27 protein-coding genes are annotated in these 18,245 nt (G+C 37.1%); 3 read left to right on the forward strand and 24 right to left on the reverse strand.

What is annotated here, in order from left to right; genetic code table 11:
- Nucleotides 1-4: 4 nt before the first annotated feature.
- The 13 genes from rplX to rpsJ are packed head-to-tail and all read right to left on the reverse strand — an operon-like array spanning nt 5 to nt 5,411.
- The gene (gene rplX, locus CVO_RS08325; protein WP_159571553.1) at nt 5-235 is read right to left on the reverse strand and encodes a 50S ribosomal protein L24; all 231 of its coding nucleotides are present in this window, start codon (nt 233-235) and stop codon (nt 5-7) included.
- Complete coding sequence (gene rplN / locus CVO_RS08330; protein ID WP_152298657.1) at nt 235-603, reverse strand: 50S ribosomal protein L14; 369 nt, start codon at nt 601-603, stop codon at nt 235-237. Before rplN ends, rplX begins: the two co-directional genes overlap by 1 nt.
- The gene (gene rpsQ / locus CVO_RS08335; RefSeq protein WP_152298656.1) at nt 603-851 is read right to left on the reverse strand and encodes a 30S ribosomal protein S17; all 249 of its coding nucleotides are present in this window, start codon (nt 849-851) and stop codon (nt 603-605) included. Before rpsQ ends, rplN begins: the two co-directional genes overlap by 1 nt.
- A gap of 9 nt (nt 852-860) precedes the next feature.
- Nucleotides 861-1,046, reverse strand: a complete 186-nt coding sequence (gene rpmC / locus CVO_RS08340) for a 50S ribosomal protein L29 (RefSeq protein ID WP_152298655.1) — start codon at nt 1,044-1,046, stop codon at nt 861-863.
- A complete protein-coding gene (gene rplP / locus CVO_RS08345) occupies nt 1,033-1,458 on the reverse strand; it encodes a 50S ribosomal protein L16 (protein WP_152298654.1) in 426 nt (141 codons plus the stop codon). The genes rpmC and rplP overlap by 14 nt, the downstream gene beginning before the upstream one ends.
- Nucleotides 1,459-1,460: 2 nt before the next feature.
- Entirely contained in the window at nt 1,461-2,177 is a 717-nt protein-coding gene (gene rpsC / locus CVO_RS08350; RefSeq protein ID WP_152298653.1) for a 30S ribosomal protein S3, read from the reverse strand.
- Between the two features lies 1 nt (nt 2,178).
- Complete coding sequence (gene rplV / locus CVO_RS08355; protein WP_159571556.1) at nt 2,179-2,496, reverse strand: 50S ribosomal protein L22; 318 nt, start codon at nt 2,494-2,496, stop codon at nt 2,179-2,181.
- A gap of 2 nt (nt 2,497-2,498) precedes the next feature.
- A complete protein-coding gene (gene rpsS, locus CVO_RS08360; RefSeq protein WP_152298651.1) occupies nt 2,499-2,774 on the reverse strand; it encodes a 30S ribosomal protein S19 in 276 nt (91 codons plus the stop codon).
- Nucleotides 2,775-2,778: 4 nt separating this feature from the next.
- On the reverse strand, nt 2,779-3,618 hold the full coding sequence (gene rplB / locus CVO_RS08365) for a 50S ribosomal protein L2 (RefSeq protein ID WP_152298650.1): 840 nt from the start codon (nt 3,616-3,618) through the stop codon (nt 2,779-2,781).
- A gap of 1 nt (nt 3,619) precedes the next feature.
- On the reverse strand, nt 3,620-3,901 hold the full coding sequence (locus CVO_RS08370; RefSeq protein WP_152298649.1) for a 50S ribosomal protein L23: 282 nt from the start codon (nt 3,899-3,901) through the stop codon (nt 3,620-3,622).
- The gene (gene rplD / locus CVO_RS08375; protein WP_188093733.1) at nt 3,901-4,515 is read right to left on the reverse strand and encodes a 50S ribosomal protein L4; all 615 of its coding nucleotides are present in this window, start codon (nt 4,513-4,515) and stop codon (nt 3,901-3,903) included. The genes CVO_RS08370 and rplD overlap by 1 nt, the downstream gene beginning before the upstream one ends.
- Nucleotides 4,515-5,090, reverse strand: coding sequence for a 50S ribosomal protein L3 (gene rplC / locus CVO_RS08380; protein WP_152298647.1), 576 nt, complete (start codon nt 5,088-5,090; stop codon nt 4,515-4,517). The genes rplD and rplC overlap by 1 nt, the downstream gene beginning before the upstream one ends.
- Before the next feature lie 9 nt (nt 5,091-5,099).
- On the reverse strand, nt 5,100-5,411 hold the full coding sequence (rpsJ, locus tag CVO_RS08385; RefSeq protein ID WP_152298646.1) for a 30S ribosomal protein S10: 312 nt from the start codon (nt 5,409-5,411) through the stop codon (nt 5,100-5,102).
- 155 nt (nt 5,412-5,566) lie between these two features.
- On the opposite strand from rpsJ, the gene CVO_RS08390 reads away from it, so the two are divergent.
- Nucleotides 5,567-6,631 carry an ATP-binding protein gene (locus CVO_RS08390; protein ID WP_152298645.1) on the forward strand — a complete coding sequence of 355 codons (1,065 nt, stop codon included), beginning with the start codon at nt 5,567-5,569 and terminating at the stop codon, nt 6,629-6,631.
- A gap of 28 nt (nt 6,632-6,659) precedes the next feature.
- Nucleotides 6,660-7,205: a ribonuclease HII gene (gene rnhB / locus CVO_RS08395; protein ID WP_152298644.1), complete on the forward strand. Its 546-nt coding sequence runs from the start codon at nt 6,660-6,662 to the stop codon at nt 7,203-7,205.
- Nucleotides 7,206-7,309: 104 nt separating this feature from the next.
- Here the strand turns inward: rnhB and CVO_RS08400 are convergent, their stop codons facing one another.
- From CVO_RS08400 to CVO_RS08410, 3 genes are read right to left on the reverse strand one after another with little or no spacing between them, the layout of a single operon-like run.
- Nucleotides 7,310-8,521, reverse strand: a complete 1,212-nt coding sequence (locus tag CVO_RS08400; protein WP_152298643.1) for a molybdopterin molybdotransferase MoeA — start codon at nt 8,519-8,521, stop codon at nt 7,310-7,312.
- Between the two features lie 59 nt (nt 8,522-8,580).
- On the reverse strand, nt 8,581-9,018 hold the full coding sequence (locus CVO_RS08405) for a molybdopterin synthase catalytic subunit (protein ID WP_159571559.1): 438 nt from the start codon (nt 9,016-9,018) through the stop codon (nt 8,581-8,583).
- Nucleotides 9,019-9,021: 3 nt separating this feature from the next.
- On the reverse strand, nt 9,022-9,243 hold the full coding sequence (locus CVO_RS08410; RefSeq protein WP_152298641.1) for a MoaD/ThiS family protein: 222 nt from the start codon (nt 9,241-9,243) through the stop codon (nt 9,022-9,024).
- A 104-nt stretch (nt 9,244-9,347) separates the two neighbouring features.
- On the opposite strand from CVO_RS08410, the gene CVO_RS08415 reads away from it, so the two are divergent.
- Nucleotides 9,348-10,010, forward strand: coding sequence for an MqnA/MqnD/SBP family protein (locus CVO_RS08415; protein ID WP_159571562.1), 663 nt, complete (start codon nt 9,348-9,350; stop codon nt 10,008-10,010).
- Here the strand turns inward: CVO_RS08415 and CVO_RS08420 are convergent.
- From CVO_RS08420 to CVO_RS08455, 8 genes are all read right to left on the reverse strand, one after another.
- Complete coding sequence (locus CVO_RS08420) at nt 10,000-11,268, reverse strand: malic enzyme-like NAD(P)-binding protein (protein ID WP_188093937.1); 1,269 nt, start codon at nt 11,266-11,268, stop codon at nt 10,000-10,002. The genes CVO_RS08415 and CVO_RS08420 overlap by 11 nt on opposite strands.
- A 251-nt stretch (nt 11,269-11,519) precedes the next feature.
- Entirely contained in the window at nt 11,520-11,864 is a 345-nt protein-coding gene (locus tag CVO_RS08425) for a type II toxin-antitoxin system PemK/MazF family toxin (protein WP_152298638.1), read from the reverse strand.
- Entirely contained in the window at nt 11,855-12,076 is a 222-nt protein-coding gene (locus CVO_RS08430) for a hypothetical protein (RefSeq protein WP_152298637.1), read from the reverse strand. The genes CVO_RS08425 and CVO_RS08430 overlap by 10 nt, the downstream gene beginning before the upstream one ends.
- A gap of 144 nt (nt 12,077-12,220) precedes the next feature.
- A complete protein-coding gene (locus CVO_RS08435; protein ID WP_241690962.1) occupies nt 12,221-13,168 on the reverse strand; it encodes a sugar transferase in 948 nt (315 codons plus the stop codon).
- A gap of 261 nt (nt 13,169-13,429) precedes the next feature.
- Nucleotides 13,430-14,308 (reverse strand): nucleotidyl transferase AbiEii/AbiGii toxin family protein, encoded by an 879-nt coding sequence (locus CVO_RS08440; RefSeq protein WP_206672414.1) that lies wholly within the window; start codon nt 14,306-14,308, stop codon nt 13,430-13,432.
- Nucleotides 14,301-14,948 carry a type IV toxin-antitoxin system AbiEi family antitoxin domain-containing protein gene (locus CVO_RS08445; RefSeq protein ID WP_159571566.1) on the reverse strand — a complete coding sequence of 216 codons (648 nt, stop codon included), beginning with the start codon at nt 14,946-14,948 and terminating at the stop codon, nt 14,301-14,303. The genes CVO_RS08440 and CVO_RS08445 overlap by 8 nt, the downstream gene beginning before the upstream one ends.
- 260 nt (nt 14,949-15,208) lie before the next feature.
- Complete coding sequence (locus CVO_RS08450) at nt 15,209-16,402, reverse strand: ATP-binding protein (RefSeq protein WP_159571569.1); 1,194 nt, start codon at nt 16,400-16,402, stop codon at nt 15,209-15,211.
- Nucleotides 16,403-16,824: 422 nt separating this feature from the next.
- Nucleotides 16,825-18,129: an ATP-binding protein gene (locus tag CVO_RS08455; protein ID WP_159571572.1), complete on the reverse strand. Its 1,305-nt coding sequence runs from the start codon at nt 18,127-18,129 to the stop codon at nt 16,825-16,827.
- Between the last annotated feature and the right edge of the window lie 116 nt (nt 18,130-18,245).

The following is an 18,245-nucleotide window of genomic DNA, read 5'->3' on the forward strand; positions in this document are numbered from 1 at the left end:
TTACTTATGCCTCCACTTTACGAACATTTGAAACATCTATCGGCATTTCTTTATTGATATGTCCGCCTTTAGTGTTCTCTTCTGTTGGTTTGACAGCTTTTTTAGCAACTTTACAACCCTCAACTATTACCTTGTTTTTCTTTGGTAATACTTCAAGTACAGTAGCTTTAGTTCCGCGGTCATCACCGGCGATAATCTCTACAGTATCGCCTTTTTTGAATTTAAACTTTGCCATTAAACAACCTCCGGTGCAAGAGATACGATCTTCATAAAGCCGCCATAACGAACTTCACGAGCAATCGGTCCGAAAATACGAGTACCGATTGGTTCTCTCTTGTCATCAAGTATAACAGCTGCATTATCATCAAAACGGATTAAAGAGCCGTTTTCACGGTGAATCTCTTTAGCAGTTCTAACAACAACAGCTTTTACAACTTTACCTTTTTTAACTTTAGCAGTAGGAGTCGCTTTTTTTACAGAAGCAATGATAACATCGCCTACTTTTGCATAACGACGCTTGGAACCGCCAAGTACCTTAATACACATAACCTCTTTTGCACCTGTATTATCAGCTACATTTAGACGAGTAAAAGCTTGAATCATTACTCTGCTCCTGATACTACTGTTTTAAGTCTAAAAGATTTAGTCTTAGAAAGCGGGCGACACTCGATTGCAACAATCTCATCACCAACTTTTAACTCATTGCGCTCATCATGTACCAAGTACTTTTTGAAACGCTTCACAACTTTGTGGTAACGAGGGTGCATTACACGGCGCTCAACAACGATTGTCGCTGTTTTGTCACCTGCAATTTTAACTACATTACCTTGAATTTCACGCTTATGTGTCATTGCCGGCCCCTATTTCGCTGCACTAAGTGCAGTGTTGATTCTAGCAACATCTTTTTTAGCGATACGAAGTTCGCTAGTGTTTTGTAGTTGCATCATCTGTTTTTTTATTTTTAAAGTAAAAAGCTCAGTTTTTTTCTCTTTAAGCATTGCTTGAAGTTCTGCTGTGCTTTTATCTGCTAAATCAGAATATTTCATTGCTCATCTCCGCAGTAATTATTTTTGTTTTGAAAGGCAATTTATGCATAGCAAGAGTTAATGCTTCACGAGCAAGCTCTTCTGGAACACCAGCCATTTCAAAAATGATACGACCCGGCTTAATATTCATAACCCATTGATCAACTGAACCTTTACCTTTACCCATACGAGTTTCAAGAGGCTTAGCAGTCAGTGGCTTAGCAGGGAATACACGAATCCAGATCTTACCATTTCTTTTAATATGACGAGTAGCTGAAATACGAGCTGACTCAATTTGACGAGAGTTAATACGACCTGCTTCTACAGCTTTTATAGCTATATCGCCAAATGCCAATGTATAACCCGAACGAGCGTAACCACGGTTACGGCCCTTCATTACTTTACGATATTTAGTTCTCTTAGGCATCAACATGATTATTCCGCCTTTCCGCTATTTTCGCGTTTTGGAGCACGCTTACGAGCACGCTCTTGTTTCTCTTCTTTTACTTCAGCCGGGATACCTTTAGTAAGTACTTCACCTTTGAATATCCATACTTTAACACCGATACAACCGTATGTAGTATGTGCTTCAGCAAAACCGTAGTCTATCTTTGCACGAAGTGTATGAAGTGGAACGCGTCCCTCTAAATACCACTCTGTACGAGCCATTTCAGCTCCGCCAAGACGACCGCTTACAGATATCTTAATACCTTTAGCTCCGCCTCTTTGTGCATTTTGCATAACTTTTTTCATAGCTCTTCTAAATGCAACACGGCGCTCTAGTTGAGTAGCTACATTTTCAGCAACTAACTGAGCAGAAATTTGAGCTTTCTTCTCTTCTTTGATGTTAACCGAAATAGGTTTACCAACAAGATCTTGAAGAGTTGTTTTTAACTTCTCAATATCTGCACCCTTTTTCCCGATAATAATACCAGGACGAGCAGCAACGATAGTTACACGAAGTCTCTTAACAGTTCTCTCTATGATAATGTTAGAAACACCAGCATAGTAAAGCTCTTTTTTCAAATATGTACGAATTTTGTGATCTTCACCTAAAGCTGCTGGTGCAGTTTTAAAGTTAGGAAACCAACGGCTCTCCCAGTTACGGTTGATACCAAGACGTAAACCAATAGGATTAACTTTTTGACCCATATTATTTACCCTCTACTTCTACTAATATATGCGCTGTCGGTTTTCTGATGCCTGATGCCATACCACGAGTTCTCGGACGAAATCTCTTTAGTACCGGACCATTATCAACACGACATGATGTTACTGTACAATCACTAGCTTCATTACCACTGTTTGCAACTGCTGACGCAAGTACTTTGTAGATAATTTTTGCTGCTTTGTTTGGTGTAAACTCTAAAGCTGCCAATGCTTCTTCAGCGTTCATACCTTGAATCTCTCTTGCAATAAGACGAGATTTAATCGGTGAAACACGGATAAATTTTAATAATGCTCTAGCCATGATTAACCTTTCTTCTGTACAGAGCCCTTATGGCCCTTGAATGTACGAGTTGGTGCGAATTCACCTAGTTTATAACCAATATGGTTTTCTGTTACAAATACCGGAACAAATTGACGCCCATTATGAACATTAAGAGTTAAGCCAACCATATCAGGCAGAACCATACTTCTGCGAGACCATGTTTTGATAGGTTTTTTATTTCCTTCAGATTTGGCTGCAGCCACTTTTTTCATTAAATGATCATCAACAAATGGACCTTTTTTTACACTTCTTGCCATTTAACTACCTCTTCGGATTAGATTTACGGCGAGTAATAATAAGTTTATCACTTGCTTTTTTACGACGAGTTTTTGAACCCTTCGTTGGTTTACCCCATGGAGTAACTGGATGACGACCTGAATTCGTTTTACCTTCACCACCACCATGCGGGTGATCGATTGGGTTCATAGCAGAACCACGAGTTTGAGGACGAATACCCATATGGCGAGAACGACCTGCTTTTGCTATTACAATGTTGATATACTCTTCATTTCCAACAGTTCCCACAGTAGCCATACACTCACCAAGCACTAAACGCATCTCAGAAGAAGGCATACGAAGTGAAACATACTTGCCGTCACGACCCATAATTTGAGCTGAAGTTCCAGCAGAACGAACCATCTGTCCACCCTTACCTACTTTTAGCTCAATATTATGAACTACCGTACCGACAGGTATATTCATAAGTTTCATTGCATTACCAGGTTTTACATCCAGTCCAGACTCTGCAGACATTACATTATCGCCTACATTTAAACCTTTTGGTAAAAGGATATATCTTTTATCACCATCTGCATAAGTAACAAGCGCAATACGACAGTTACGGTATGGATCATACTCAACTGTAGTTACTGTACCAGGAATACCGAATTTATTTCTTTTAAAATCGATGATACGGTAAAGTTTTTTTGCACCAGCTTCTTTATGGCGAGATGTAATGCGTCCGTTGTTGTTACGACCAGCATGAGCAGGAAGTTTTACAAGCAATGAACGAACACTAGCCTTAGCAGTGATATCACTATTTTCAACATTCGTATAAAAACGACGAGACGGAGTTATCGGTCTATAAGTTTTAATTGCCATGTTAAACCGCCAAACTTTCTATTTGTGCACCCTCAGGTAACTTCACATAAAACTTTTTAAAGTCGTTTTGTTTACCTTGTACACCACGGAATCTTTTTGTTTTTCCGCTTTGATTAAGTGAGTTGACTCTTGAAGGAATTACTCCAAAGTACTCACGAAAAACCTCTTTAAGACCTGTCTTAGTCATACGAGGAGAAGTTTGAACAACAACTATCCCCTCTTCTTGCATGCCAAGAGTCTTCTCTGTATATAGTATAGATTTAATATCTGTAATATCTGCCATTATTTAGCCTCACCTACAAGATTTTCCCATACCGCTTTCTCGATCACTACTGAACGATAATTTGCAGCTAAATAAGCATTTAATTCATTCTCTTCAATCACATATGTGCTTGAGATATTTTCAAATGCCAAATAAGTTTTTTCATCTAAAATCGTTTTTACAAAAAGAGTATCTCTTTGGTTTAACGCTTTAAACATTGCTGCAGCATCTTTTGTTTTACCAGATGCTATCTCAATGCTGTCTACGATGAATAGACTACCATTTTGTGCGTGTTCTGCTAAAGCGAAGTTAAGAGCAAGTTTTTTCTGCTTTTTATTCACTTTAAGGTCATAGTTACGGTTGTTGCTAGGACCAAATGCTTTACCACCGCCAACAAATACAGGTGAACGACGAGAGCCGGCACGAGCACGACCGCCGCCTTTTTGAGCCCATGGCTTCTTACCACCGCCTCTAACTTGTGCACGAGTAAGCGCTGTTGCACTGTTAGCTCTTTGAGCTGCCTGTGCAGACTTTACATACAGGTATAAGTTATGAGGATTAATCCCGGAAAAACTCTCCGGTAAAGCTAACTCAGAAGCTTTTTCCATTTTTTCATTTAGAACTATTGCGCTCATTATTTAGCTACCTTTACACGACCTAAAGAACCGTTAGCTCCAGAAACTGAACCTAAAACCGCAATGATTTTGTTTTCAGCATCATAAGAAACTATCTCATTCTTAACACTATTTTGTGTATTTCCGTATTGTCCAGGCATTTTACGCCCTTTCATTACACGACCTGGCCACTCTGCATTACCGATAGAACCTGTTCTACGACCAAATCTATGACCGTGAGATGCAGGACCACCAGAAAAGTTCCAACGCTTCATCGCACCAGAAAAACCGCGACCTTTAGTAGTAAAAGAAGATTTTAAAACTTTAGCTTCTGCCAAAGGAGTTAAATCTAAATCACCAGCTTCAGTATTTGCTACCTCTAAAGTAACAAAACGGTTAAACTCAGATGAAAGGCTGTATTTTTTTTGCTGACCTTCAATTGACTTATTCATTTTTTTACCGCTATTGTAAGCTACAATTGCGCCATTTTCATTAACTTCACATACTTTAGCATCCAACACTCTTAAAAGAGTAACAGGCTTACTAGGTACTGTGATAGTACGGCTCATACCGATTTTCTCAACAATATATTCCATCATGACCTCCTAGTTATCCATAGAGCGAACTTCAACGTCCACTTCAGGTGCAAGATCTAGTTTCATTAATGAATCTACAGTTTCCGGCGTTGCAGAAACAATATCTATTACTCTAGCGTGTGTACGAATTTCGAACTGTTCACGAGAGCTTTTATTGATATGCGGAGATTTCAATACAGTGTATTTACGAATCTTTGTTGGTAAAGGTATCGGACCACGAATAGCAGCTCCTGTACGCTTAACAGCCTCTACGATTGATGCTACAGATCTATCAAGTACACGATGATCATAAGCTTTCAATTTTAAACGAATTTTTTCCATGTTTTTCCTTCTAAAGAACTCGTCAGGTCTTGCCTAACTATTTAAGGGAGCGGAATTGTACCTAAACTGCTTCAAATATTCAAGAAATTATGGGCTAAAAGTTGGAATTTACATAAATTTATTTCCTTTTAATAAGGAAACAGTAAAATTACAATATGGAAATATTACTAGAAGAGCTATATAAAACCGACATAATTGTTGATAAATTTCACTTTAGAAAACTGTTTTTGGAAAATATAAGCTATCAGATAAACGGCATAACGCAAAGCGGAAAAACAAAACTGGTAAAAAACTACCTCTTAGGGCTTAAAAAAAGCAGCTATCTTTATGTGGATTGCAATGATTTGCGCATAGAAGCAGATCTCTTTAACGCGCTGATGCCGAAATTTTGCAGCGACAATAAGATTGAAACAGTTGTTTTTGACAACTATATACCTGCTTTGCACTTTGTAAATGTAAAGCAGTTGATTATTTGCAGCGAAGTACATTATGAAATAAACTCTTTAAAAACTCTGCGGCTCTATCCGCTTGACTATGAAGAGTTTTTGGCTTACGAACATAAGTACGACTCAACCGCGCTCAACCATTTTTTTCAGCTTGGCGGTTTTCCTTTTATGCATAAAATAAACAGTGATGAAAAAATTATCTATCTGCAAAAAGTACTAAAAAGCGCATTAAGCGAAACAGAGCTTGATATTTTAGTTTTTTGCACAAAAACAATGACACAAAAAATTTCTCCCTACTCTATATATGAAAGACTAAAACAGACACGGAAAATTTCCAAAGACAAACTCTACAGCTCTTTTGATATGCTCTGTAAAAAAGGGTATCTGCATCAGCTTCAAAAAACAAACCATCCAAAAGCCATAGCAAAAATTTATCTCTGCGACATATCACTCAAATCTGCCCTTACAATTGACAAACATTTTGGCAGAATCTTTGAAAATATGATATATTTAGAGATTTTAAAATCAAACAGAGAATCCTTTTATGACGACGGCATTGATTTTTACCTTCCGCAAAACAGCGAGGTAATTTTAGCAACGCCTTTTGCAGATGAGAGAGCACTTTTTAAAAAGATAGAAGCCATAGAAGCATTTATCATTAGATACCAAGTTAAAAAGATAACCGCTGTCACTATGAGCAAAGAAGGGAGTGTAAACCATCCGTTTTCACGCATTGAGATGGTTCCCTTTGATATTTGGGCGTTAGGAGATTAAGATTATAAATAAAATAAAGGATTGTTATATGTTATGCGGCATAGATGAAGCGGGCCGTGGACCGATTGCGGGTGATTTGGTGATAGCAGGATGTATTTTGCACTCTCCGATTGAGGAGTTGTGTGATTCAAAAAAACTGAATGAGAAAAAAAGAGAAATTCTGTATGAGACGATAATCAAAAACTCTGCATACCATATAGTGCAGTTTTCTTCCAAAGAGATTGATGATCACGGCATCTCATCCTGCATGAAAAAAGCTCTTTTGGAGATTATAAATACTCTAAAATGCAGCGAGTACCTTTTTGACGGAAACTCCACTTTTGGAGTAAACGGGCTTCAAACCATGGTAAAAGCGGATGGAAAAGTGCCGGAGGTGAGTGCGGCTTCGATTTTGGCAAAAGTGACGCATGACAGAAATATCATAAAAGATGCAAAAAGATACCCGCTTTATGAGTTTGAAAAACATAAAGGGTATGGAACTGCCAGACATATAGAGCTAATCAAAAAACATGGCTACTGCGATATCCACAGAAGAAGCTACAAGCTAAAAGCGCTTATGCCTACACTATTTTAATCACTATATAAGCAAAAGCCCATATAGTTTTCGCTGGCCGCTATGGCGCAAAACGAAGTTTCTTTAGAAAAGCTTGCCATAAATGTAGCAGATTATTTATTGTTTTAAAAGTTTTCCAGCAAAATCACATTAACGCGCGTCTCTTTTAGAAGGTTGCCATCTTCTTCGCCTGTAATCATCAGTGCGCTTGAATCTAGCATATTTGTAAGTATTGCCGAGCTTCCAACTTTTTTATCTTTAAAATTTACAAAGTATCTGCCCTTTACTATCTCAACATTGCAGGCAGTAAACTCAGTAAAAGAGCTTCTTTTTTTAAAATCTTCGCTCAGCTCCGCTTCAACAATATTGTATGCTCTCTCTCTGCCAAGCATCTTTGCAATAAGTGGCAGGGCATATAAAATCCCCGTTACGGTTGATGAGTAAGCAAATCCGGGGAGCCCCAAAACAAACTTCTGCTCTTTTTTTGCCACTAAAACATGTCTGCCCGGCTTAATTGCCACACCTTTAAAGACAACCTCGGCTCCAAGACCCGGAATAACATCTTTTACAAAGTCATAATCCCCCACGCTTACACCGCCGGTGCTCACTACTATATCGGCACAACTGAGTGCATTTTGAAATATATGCATGATAGAGTCTCTATCGTCGCCTACTGTTCCAAGCTGTATAACTTCTGCGCCTGATTGCTCAAAAAGAGCCGCCAAAGTGTAGTTGTTTGAGCTTCTGATTTGTGCGGGATTGCTGCTGTTTGCACCAAGATCAAGTATCTCGCTTCCTGTAGATATAACTGCGACACGAGGTTTAAGCGCGACTTTTACCATTACATGATTAAGCGCTGCCATAACACCTATCTGCGCAAAACCTATCTTTGTGCCTTTTTTTATAAGCACATCTCCGGCTCTATATCCCTCTCCTATCGGACGAACGGATGAACCTTTGGGAACACTCTCATTTATGATAATCTTCCCATCTTCCACCGTAACATTTTCTATCTGGATAAGCGTATCGGCACCTCCGGGCATTTTAGAACCCGTAAAGGTTTTGATGCACTCTCCGCTGTTGATGGTACGCTGTTCATAGCTGCCGGCAGGATTGTCTCCAAGTATGGTTATGCTTCTGCCGTCCAAATCACTATGCATTACGGCATATCCATCCATAGAAGCAGTCGGAAACTGCGGGTCACTGTGCTCTGCTACGATATCTTCCGCCAAAACTCTTCCCAAAGAGCAGCTAAGCGGCACATTTTCGTTTCTTGATGCATTTACATGCAGCATATCAAGCATTTTTTGACTTATTTCATAAGGCAACAGACTCATTTTAAAAATCCTTAATTTTATTAGTTCAGTTTAGGGCTTTGTTCCTAAAAGTTTTTATTCTAAGATAATAACCCGCTACCCTTTATGGCTGTTGAGCGGTCAAGCGCATAAACTCTGTCACCGCCTCTTAAATCATACTTCCAGATAGGAGCAGATGCTTTAAAATCCTCTACAAACTCATCTATAAGATCCAAAGCGACACGGCGTTTTGGAGAAAAGACAGCAGATATATAGGAGGATTCATGAAGCATAACATCGCCGCGCGCATGCGCCATTTTGATAATGGCACCTCTCTCTTTGGCTTTTGCCTGCCATGCTTCAAACCAGCTTTGAAGAATCGGCTCATAGATATCAAAGCTCAAGCCGTCGATACTGTTTTCACTTCTGACGGTTCCGACAAAAGAGATATATGCGCCATAGTTGCTTTTTGCTTCCTGCTCATACCACTCTTTTAAGATTTCAGCAACATTCAAAGGGCCGTTATAGAGGGACAACACTTCTCACCCCCCGCAGACCGGCGGCAGAAGCACAACTCTGTCACCATCTTTTAGCTCTATGTCTCTGCTGCTTACAAGCGTGTCATTTACAGCGACGGCAGAATTCTGTAGCCACTCCTGCATCTGTGCATCATTTTGCAGTATTTTTGCCAGCTCATTGAGATTTGTTATCTCCAAATCCAAAGGCTCTTTTTGTATCGGTCCTAAAAATTCTACTCTTACCAAAAGATTGCTCCATAAACTTTTTTTACTGCTGAGATTATAGCAAACTCATCTTTTTTATAAGTTAAGAGATGTATAATTTGATTTATAACAGAGTGGAGGAATAAATGATTTTTGGAAAAATCGAGTATCTAAATCTTTTGCCATTTCATGTTTTTATGAAACGATTTACCAAAAGCTCTCAGCAGAGTATGAGCATGAACTACTACAAAGGCGTTCCGGCAAAAACAAACAAAAAATTTATCTCTAGAAAAGTGGACGCCGCTTTTATCTCAAGCATTAGAGCAAAAAACCAAAAATATGTAAATCTGGGAATTATCGCAAGAAAAGAGGTTTTGAGTGTTTTGGTTGCTCCGGGAAGTGACAACATAAGCGATGTGGAGTCGGAGACTTCAAACATGCTTGCAAAGATACTAAAAGTGCAAGGCGAAGTACTTATAGGGGATAAAGCGCTAAAGTACTATCTGCAAAACAAGCCTCATACCGATCTGGCAAAGATGTGGCATAATAAGCACAATCTCCCTTTTGTATTTGCGCTGCTGTGCTACCACAAAGATAAAAAACTTTACAAAAAGATCGAACAGCACTTTCTTAAACGAAGAGTAAAGATTCCACGCTACATCCTTCAAGAGGCTGCTGAGAGAACGGGAATCGGTGAAAAAGAGATACTAAGCTATCTTAACTATATCTCATACAGACTCGATACAAAAGCGAAAAAGGGTCTCGCCAAATTTTACAAAGAGATTCCAAAAGTTTCAACTACTCGTTGATTCTACTTTTAAGCTCCTCTCTATAGGCCTGCATATTAAAATTTTTCATCATTGACGACCCGCTCTCTATCGCCGCTTGAGCTACCGCGCTTGAGACCTCAACTATAAGTCTTTTGTCAAAAGGTTTTGGGATGATGTACTCCCTGCCAAATTTTAACTTTGTATCGTAAAGCTCATTTAAATAGTCTGGAATTTTCTGCTTGGCAAGCTCTGCCAAAGCCTTTGCAGCTGCTACTTTCATCTCGATATTTATCTTTTTTGCCCTTACATCTAAAGCTCCGCGGAAGATAAAAGGAAAGCCTAAAACATTATTTACCTGGTTTGCAAAATCGCTTCTGCCTGTAGCCACTATGGCATCGGGACGCGCTTTTTTGATATCCTTTGGAAATATCTCGGGCGTTGGGTTTGCAAGAGCAAAGATAATCGGGTCGTTATCCATGCGCATAATATCCTCTATGGTAAAGCTCCCGGGCTTGGAGAGCCCTACCACCACATCCGCATACTCAAAAGCCTGAGAGTGTGTAAGATACTCGGATGAAGCAAACTCTCTTTTGTACTCATTGAGATCGCTACGCCCATTATGCACCACACCGCGGGAATCAAGCATAATAATTTTCTCCGCCCCCATGTGACGGTATAACCGTGCGCATGAGATAGCCGCAGCTCCTGCCCCAACTACAACAATTTTAAGATTTTGCAGCTTTTTGTGAGTAAGCTCGCATGCATTTAATATAGCGGCGGCGGAGATAACCGCTGTACCGTGCTGATCATCATGCATTACTGGAATATCAAGCTCTTCTGTCAGGCGTCTCTCTATCTCAAAACACTCGGGAGCTTTTATATCTTCGAGATTGATTCCTCCAAAAGTAGGTGCAATTGCACTCACAACAGAGCAGAATCTATCGATACTCTGCGTATCTATCTCTATGTCATAGCAGTCAATGCCGGAGAATTTTTTAAACAAAACGCCCTTTCCCTCCATAACAGGCTTAGAAGCAAGAGCGCCTATGTTGCCAAGCCCTAAAACCGCCGTACCGTTGGAGATAACAGCAACAAGGTTGCTCTTGGCAGTGTAGAGATACGCATCCTGCGGATTTTTTTCTATCGCCAGACACGGCACTGCCACTCCGGGCGTATATGCCATGCTCAAATCTTTCAATGTATCGACTGGTTTTGTGGTCTCTACTGAGATCTTCCCCGGACGAGGATACTGATGGTAAGAGAGCGCCTCTTCATCTGTAATTTTGATTATGGACATTTTTGACACTCCTGTTTTTTGTTTTTTGTATTATTGTATCAAAATGTTGTCTACTTTATAGAGGAGATTCCAACCTTCGAACTAGATTCTTCACTTTGTTCAGAATCACGAACCCTCCCGTCACCCTGAGCGAAGCGAAGGGTCTCTGTGTTTTGAACTAGATTCTTCACTTTGTTCAGAATGACGGACTTGCATGTCAGAATGACGGACTTTGTTCAGAATGAGGGACGGGGGAGATTCTTCAACGCTTATTATAGTTTGGAGCATTTAAAGTACATACAAAAACTTTGATGAAATTTTTCAAAACTCTTTTTACTAAGGACTCCATATTTTTTTAACACCACACTTTTTGACACCACAAAAGTCTTGCGAATCATCACTTTTGATTTTTTAGGTATATTGCCATTTTCAAAATCAAAATCATCTATGATAACCTCATCATCGTGTAGTTTTTCGACTTTACTGCTTATTGGAATAGCCACAAAGTCATTAAAAGGAAGATTATCTTTTAAAATGAGCACGGGTCTCTTTTTTGATGCTTGCAAGTCACTAAAATAAAACTCACATAAGACTATATCCCCTTGAGCTATTTCCATATCTCATCCTCTGTAGAATCCTTCCAGTCCTCTATCGTATTTACTGTATGATTAGAAAACATTTTCGTCTCTAGCTCATCAGCAGAAACTGATTTTTTGGATTTGACTTCAGGCTCTTCTATAATTTTCAACTCTTTTGAGTTAAGGTTTTTCAATAAAAACATAATATGAGAATAAACTGTATCACCCATTTCTAATTTTATCGTATGCATCTCAAACTCCTTTGGCTTGAATTTTCTCTATTTTATCGTAAATTTGTTTACATTATTTAACATCAACCTAATCCCCTCCCGTCACCCTGAGCCTCCCCTTCCCGTCACCCTGAGTGAAGCGAAGGGTCTCTAAAAAGTAAAGCCTTACATCCCTTTTTTTCCCAAAACCACTAAAATTGTTTTGTAGATGATTTTAAGCTCAAGCAAAAGATTCCAGTTTTTGATGTAGTAGAGGTCATACATCAGCTTCTGTCTTGTATCTTCGAGGTTGGCGCCGTATGGGTACATCACTTGTGCCCATCCTGTGATGCCTGGCTTTACAAGGTGTCTCTCATGATAATAGGGAAGCTTCTTTTCATACTCTTCTACCAGGATATTCCACTCGGCTCTTGGTCCTATGATGTGCATCTCACCTCTGAGAACATTGAGCATCTGCGGAAGTTCGTCTATCCTTGTTTTTCTCATAAACTCCCCAAAAGGGTAGATACGATTATCATTTTCTCTTGTATATGGATCGTGATAGGAGTTTTCATGCATGGTGCGAAACTTTCTGCACTGAAATATTTTTTTCAGCTCTCCGACACGCTCCTGTTTAAAGTAAAGTTTTCCCGGAGACTCTTTGGATATTTTGTACTTTACTATGTAGATCAAAGGCCATGCAGTCATAAAAAATGTCAATGCGATAAAGTAGTCAAGCGCTCTTTTTTGAAAATACTCAAACTTAGAGTAAGGCTGTATCTCTTCTAAAAAATCTAGGTCCGAATTGTCTTCAGGGATGTAGCATTTATGAAGATACTTCTCCATAAAGTGTTCTATGCTCATCACCTTGAGAGGTTTTTTTCTTTTTACAAACTGCAAGCTTGTCAAGTACTTGATGATCTCATCGCCTACACTCAACTTGGTATTTAAAACCAAGAGATCGTACGCACTCGACTTTAGCGACTTTTCGAGCTCCCAAAGCACCTCATTTTGATCTCGATCAGTATAGCGAGTAATCTTGATATTTTTAAACTTCTTTTGAAGTCTTTTAAGTTCAAGCTCTGTAAATTTGTATTTTCTACCCAGCACAAGCATAGAATCGTCTCTTTTCATTTTAAATAAAACATTGTATATAAAAGAGAATTAAATTATCTATAAACAAAAGGATATCGAGTATTTTTCATCTTTTAAAAGCTCCAACATTCTAAGTACTTCCCATTGGGGCTTTCGAACTAGATTCTTCACTTTGTTCAGAATGACGAAGGAGAGATTCTTCACTTTGTTCAGAATGACGAAGGAGAGATTCTTCACTTCGTTCAGAATGACGGGCTTTGTTCAGAATGACGGGCTTGAAAAAGTAAACCTCTGACCCTGCTACTCTTTAAATTTTATCATGGTAGCAATAGACCTAAAAAAATCTTTGCTCCAAAGATCAAGCTCTCTTTGGTCATATATAAATCTACTCACATCTTCTTTTGCCATCAAAATATCTAAATCATCAATTCTCTGATTCAATAACTCCAATATAGAATCTTTTGAAATATCGCCTACATTATCATCAAATGCTTTACAACTCTGTTTCAACCTTGTAGAAAGATGCAATATATCTAACTCGTACCCATTTTTTGCATACCAAACCAAATCATACCAATCTCGTCCCTTTGGTCTATTTTGCCAACCTCTACACAAAACAGCATGCATCTTTCCAGCAAAAAGTGAAGATATACTCATAGTTCTTATTTGAAATGGTATTGGTGTCAAATGCAATCTCTCTTCTTCTTTAAAATTTAAAGGAGGTTTTGTATCGACTTCAAATTTTATTTTTAACTTTTTAGTAGATGGATATTTTGCCACGATATCTTCTGGGGCATTTATCGCTATGAGATGCTTCACTGTATTGCCTTTGACAAAAGCAGATTGCACAGCACTATTGTCTTTGATTTTTGTTTCTACAACACCTTCAAATCCATAGTTTTTTAGATGTACTAAGATATTTTTTTCGTATTTTGATAAATCAAATGAATCATCAGGCTCAATCAGAGAAAAATCCAAATCCTCAGAATATCTTGGCAACTTATGAAGTATCCGAAGTGCCGTGCCTCCATAAAAAACTGCATATTTAAAAAAGCCTGCATCATATAAAGCATACAAAACTATCTCTTGCAAAATCTCCCTTAAAACCTCAAAAGGGTTATCTTTATTTAAATCATGTTGATTTAACATCGCTTCTATATGTGGGTGGATTTTAGCCATTTTGAATCCTTTTTAATCTATTTGCAACAAGCAATAAAACTTTTGAACTATATGCCATAGCGATATACCAAAAAAGTTTGCTATCAAGTTTCAAAAGCTCCTCATAATCTATCCGTAAATCCTCTTCCAAATAGTCCAATATTTCATCATCTTTGAGATTTTTTGCTCTTTTGTCGAAATAGATTTTATCACAAAGTGCTTTTTCAGGTGTGGCTATAAAGTATCCTCCATCTAGATCATTATATTTCCAGTCTATGCCCAAAGAGTAAGCTTTTGTTGGAATTTTTTGATAACTAAAGTTTCCTAGCTGTGTTGCATACTCTACTGATTTTGATAGCGTCGCTGAAGTGATTGTATATACTCGCTCTGGAATCAGTCCATGATATGACAAAGCATACTCAAAAGAGACATATGAGGGCTGATGAATCATATTGGCAGTCGCTATATAATTGAGCTTCGATACTCTATACTTGTCACTAAAAGCATATATACCTCTTTTAAGACTAATCAAATCACCATTTTTTACCATATAGTTTATCTTTTGAATCGGCTGGGAATATTCTTTTTTGAGTACACTTTTGAGCATATCAACAGTGAAGACATTTAACTTAATCGTATTTCTTATATCTAATGTATCCATAAGCAAATTATATTAAGATTAATATATATTTAATCTTAATGCTGATAGAAAATCTGTTAAATTCATATTTTATGTGTATTTTAAATTAAATATAGTTTAAATCATATACATATCCACTTCACCATTTAACATTAACCCTGTACTCCTCCCGTCACCCTGAGCTTCTCCTCCCGTCACCCTGAGTGAAGCGAAGGGTCTATTTGGGACTTTTGAACTAGATTCTTCACTCTGTTCAGAATGACGGGCTCTGATTCTGCTATTTAATACAAAAACCCAAAAAGCCAAAGTGGGATTTTATTGCCGCTGCCTGTCTTTATGTCATCCGCAGCTACAAAACTATTTGGCATATCTTTAATCTGCTCAAAGTTTTTATTTTTGCCACCTACTTCTAGGGTATATTTTTTATCTATAAGAAAATCACCTTGTTTGGAAATATTGAGTTTATAAACATGGCTTACTTGATTTGCAAAAAAAGTTTCTCTTACAGTTCCTGTATCGCAACTTCCACAGTATGCAAACAAAAGATTTGTATTGTTTAGGTATATTTTGGCAGCTTTTTGTACTTTTTTAAGTCCATCAACATTTTCATCAACCATAAGCAGCATTTGCCCATCATGCAAATAGGAGAGATAATCATAGAGTTTAACCCTGCTTATCTCGGCTAATGCGGCTATTTTTGTATAGTTTACTTCAAATGGCTTACTTTCACATATCACTTCAAGAAGCTTTTTGAGTTTATAGGTGTATTTTTGCTCAATGAGACCCAAAGATGTCAAATCCAAATCAATAGTGAGGTTTATAGTGTTAAGCAGGTTTTGATAATACGATGTTTGCTTATCAAAATAAAATGGATAATATCCCACCTCAATGTACTCTTTGAACTCTTTTAAAATATCGATATTGCCTATTGCTAAATCTTTTACAATCTTATTATGGTTTTGAAAAATATCTTCTATATCGCATACATTTAATGCTATTTTGTGCCTAAACTCCAAATACTCCCTAAAAGAAAAGCCATTAAGATTGTAAAGAGTAACTCTCCTACTCAAGTCACTTTTTGCATTTAAAATAGAAGTGGCACTACTGCTTGTAAAGATGACTTTTATGTCAAACAGATCATAAATAGTCTTGAGGTAGGAGCTAAAATCTTCATAGCGATGCACTTCATCCAAAAGTAGATATTCCCCGCCCTCGCTTGCATACTCTTCGACCAAATCAATCAAATCAACGCCACTCAAAAAAGGATAATCAAGTGAAACATAAAGTGCTTTTTTGTTTTGAAGTTCTAGCTCTTTGAGGTATTGGAAAAGTATGGTTGTTTTTCCTACACCTCTTGCACCGAATAGTCCTACCATCTTGTCATTGAAATCTATAGTGTTATAAATATACCTTTTATACTCTATTTTAAAAGATTTTTTGAGTCTATCTTGGTATTTTTTGATATTTGCTAGCATTTTAAAGCCTCTTTCAAACAATATGTAAATGTTTATAGTCGTTTACAATATTAACTGGTTTTAACTTTGTAAACGCTTATGTACATTTATATTATTTGGGACTTTCAAACTAGATTCTTCACTTTGTTCAGAATGACGGACTTTCCCGTCACCCTGAGTGAAGCGAAGGGTCTCTTTGGATTGAACTAGATTCTTCACTTCGTTCAGAATGACGAACTTTGTTCAGAATGACGGACTCTAAAAAGTAAAACTCTGACCCTGCTTTTTAATCCTTGCCTGGAATTAAATTTGGCATTAAATATGAAACAAATGTTGTGTTAAATCTGATTCTTTTTGAGTATTTATATAGGCTATTAATAAAAATTGCGGATTATTTTGCGGATATATATGATACCACTAAAATATAAATGAGAATTATATTATTACATATCCTCTATACTATAGCCAGTATACTCTAGATTATAGTTTTGATATTTTTCTACTATCTTTTTTGCTTTTTCTTTTAAAACTTTTATATCTATTTTTTTTGGATTCATTTTTACTTCACATAAAAGCATCTTCTTTTTATCGTCATTTATTGCGATAATATCTATTTCATTAAGATTGCCTTTTTCCCAGTAGCTCCCTATATTTGAAAATTCATTTGACAAAATTAATTTTTCTTTGAAATATTTTTCTAAAAATCTTCCGCTATACACTGAAAAATCTCTTTTTACTATCTCTTTTACATACTCGTAGTTTTCTATTTCAATAGCGCTTTTATATTTGTAAATAAATCTAAACCAAAAATTAAAAAAGTTATCTATGATCTCATATTTGACGGTTCTGCTGCCCTCTTTAGCAAATATCGGTTTTATTTTTTTGATAATGGTATATTCGTTTTCAAGTCTATCAAGATAACCGCCTATATTTTTCCCCAGCACACTCTCTATCTCACTCCTAGAAGTTTTTGAGCTGGATATAAGTGAAAGGATTGAAAAATAAGTAGTATACTCTTTTCCAAACTCCTCTATAAGTAGATTTTTTCCCTCTTCTAAAAACAGAGAATACTCATCAAATATCAGATCAAGCTGAGTATCAAGAGTAAATGCGCCGCGATCTACGAAAATCTCAACATACTTAGCAACTCCACCGGTCAATATATAAAAAGACAACAGATCAGCGTTTGTAAAATTTGAGTTATTTTGGCTTAGTATTTCTTTCAATGTAATTACGCTAAATGGTTTTAAATTTATCTTATTGTTAGCTCTTCCAAAAAGCGGTTCTTTTTTATCTTCAAAGATTCTCTTCATCAAGCTATAAATCGAACCGCTTAAAACCAAGTTCATCTTTGTCTTATCTTTGTATTGGTCCCAGATATTTTGCATATCACTGTAGAGAGTACTGTTTATAAACAAAAATTCTTGAAACTCATCAATTATAAGGGTAAAAGATCGCATTTGAGCCAACTGCATGATATATTCAAACAAGATGCTGAATTTTTTAAATTCACCCAATATTTTGATATCTAAAGATGACTGTATGATACCTACAAACTCTTCACAAAGAAGTGCCTCATCTTTTTTGGATACAAAAAGATATACATGATTTGGATATGCTTCTTTGACAAGCTTTGTTTTACCTATCCTTCTTCTACCCACTATCACCGTCATATTTGAAGATTGATTTGACAATTTTTCTATGTTTTTTAAATTTGCAAGTTCTTTTTCTCTATTGTAAAACTTCATATTTTATCTTTTGATTTTATTAAGTAACATACATTACTGTAACATATATTACTATAAAATAGATTAAAATTCATTAGTAAATTTTTGCTTTGTTCATGCTTATGTACATTTACATT

It is taken from the genome of Sulfurimonas sp. CVO, assembly GCF_009883775.1.
Classification (GTDB): domain Bacteria; phylum Campylobacterota; class Campylobacteria; order Campylobacterales; family Sulfurimonadaceae; genus Sulfurimonas; species Sulfurimonas xiamenensis.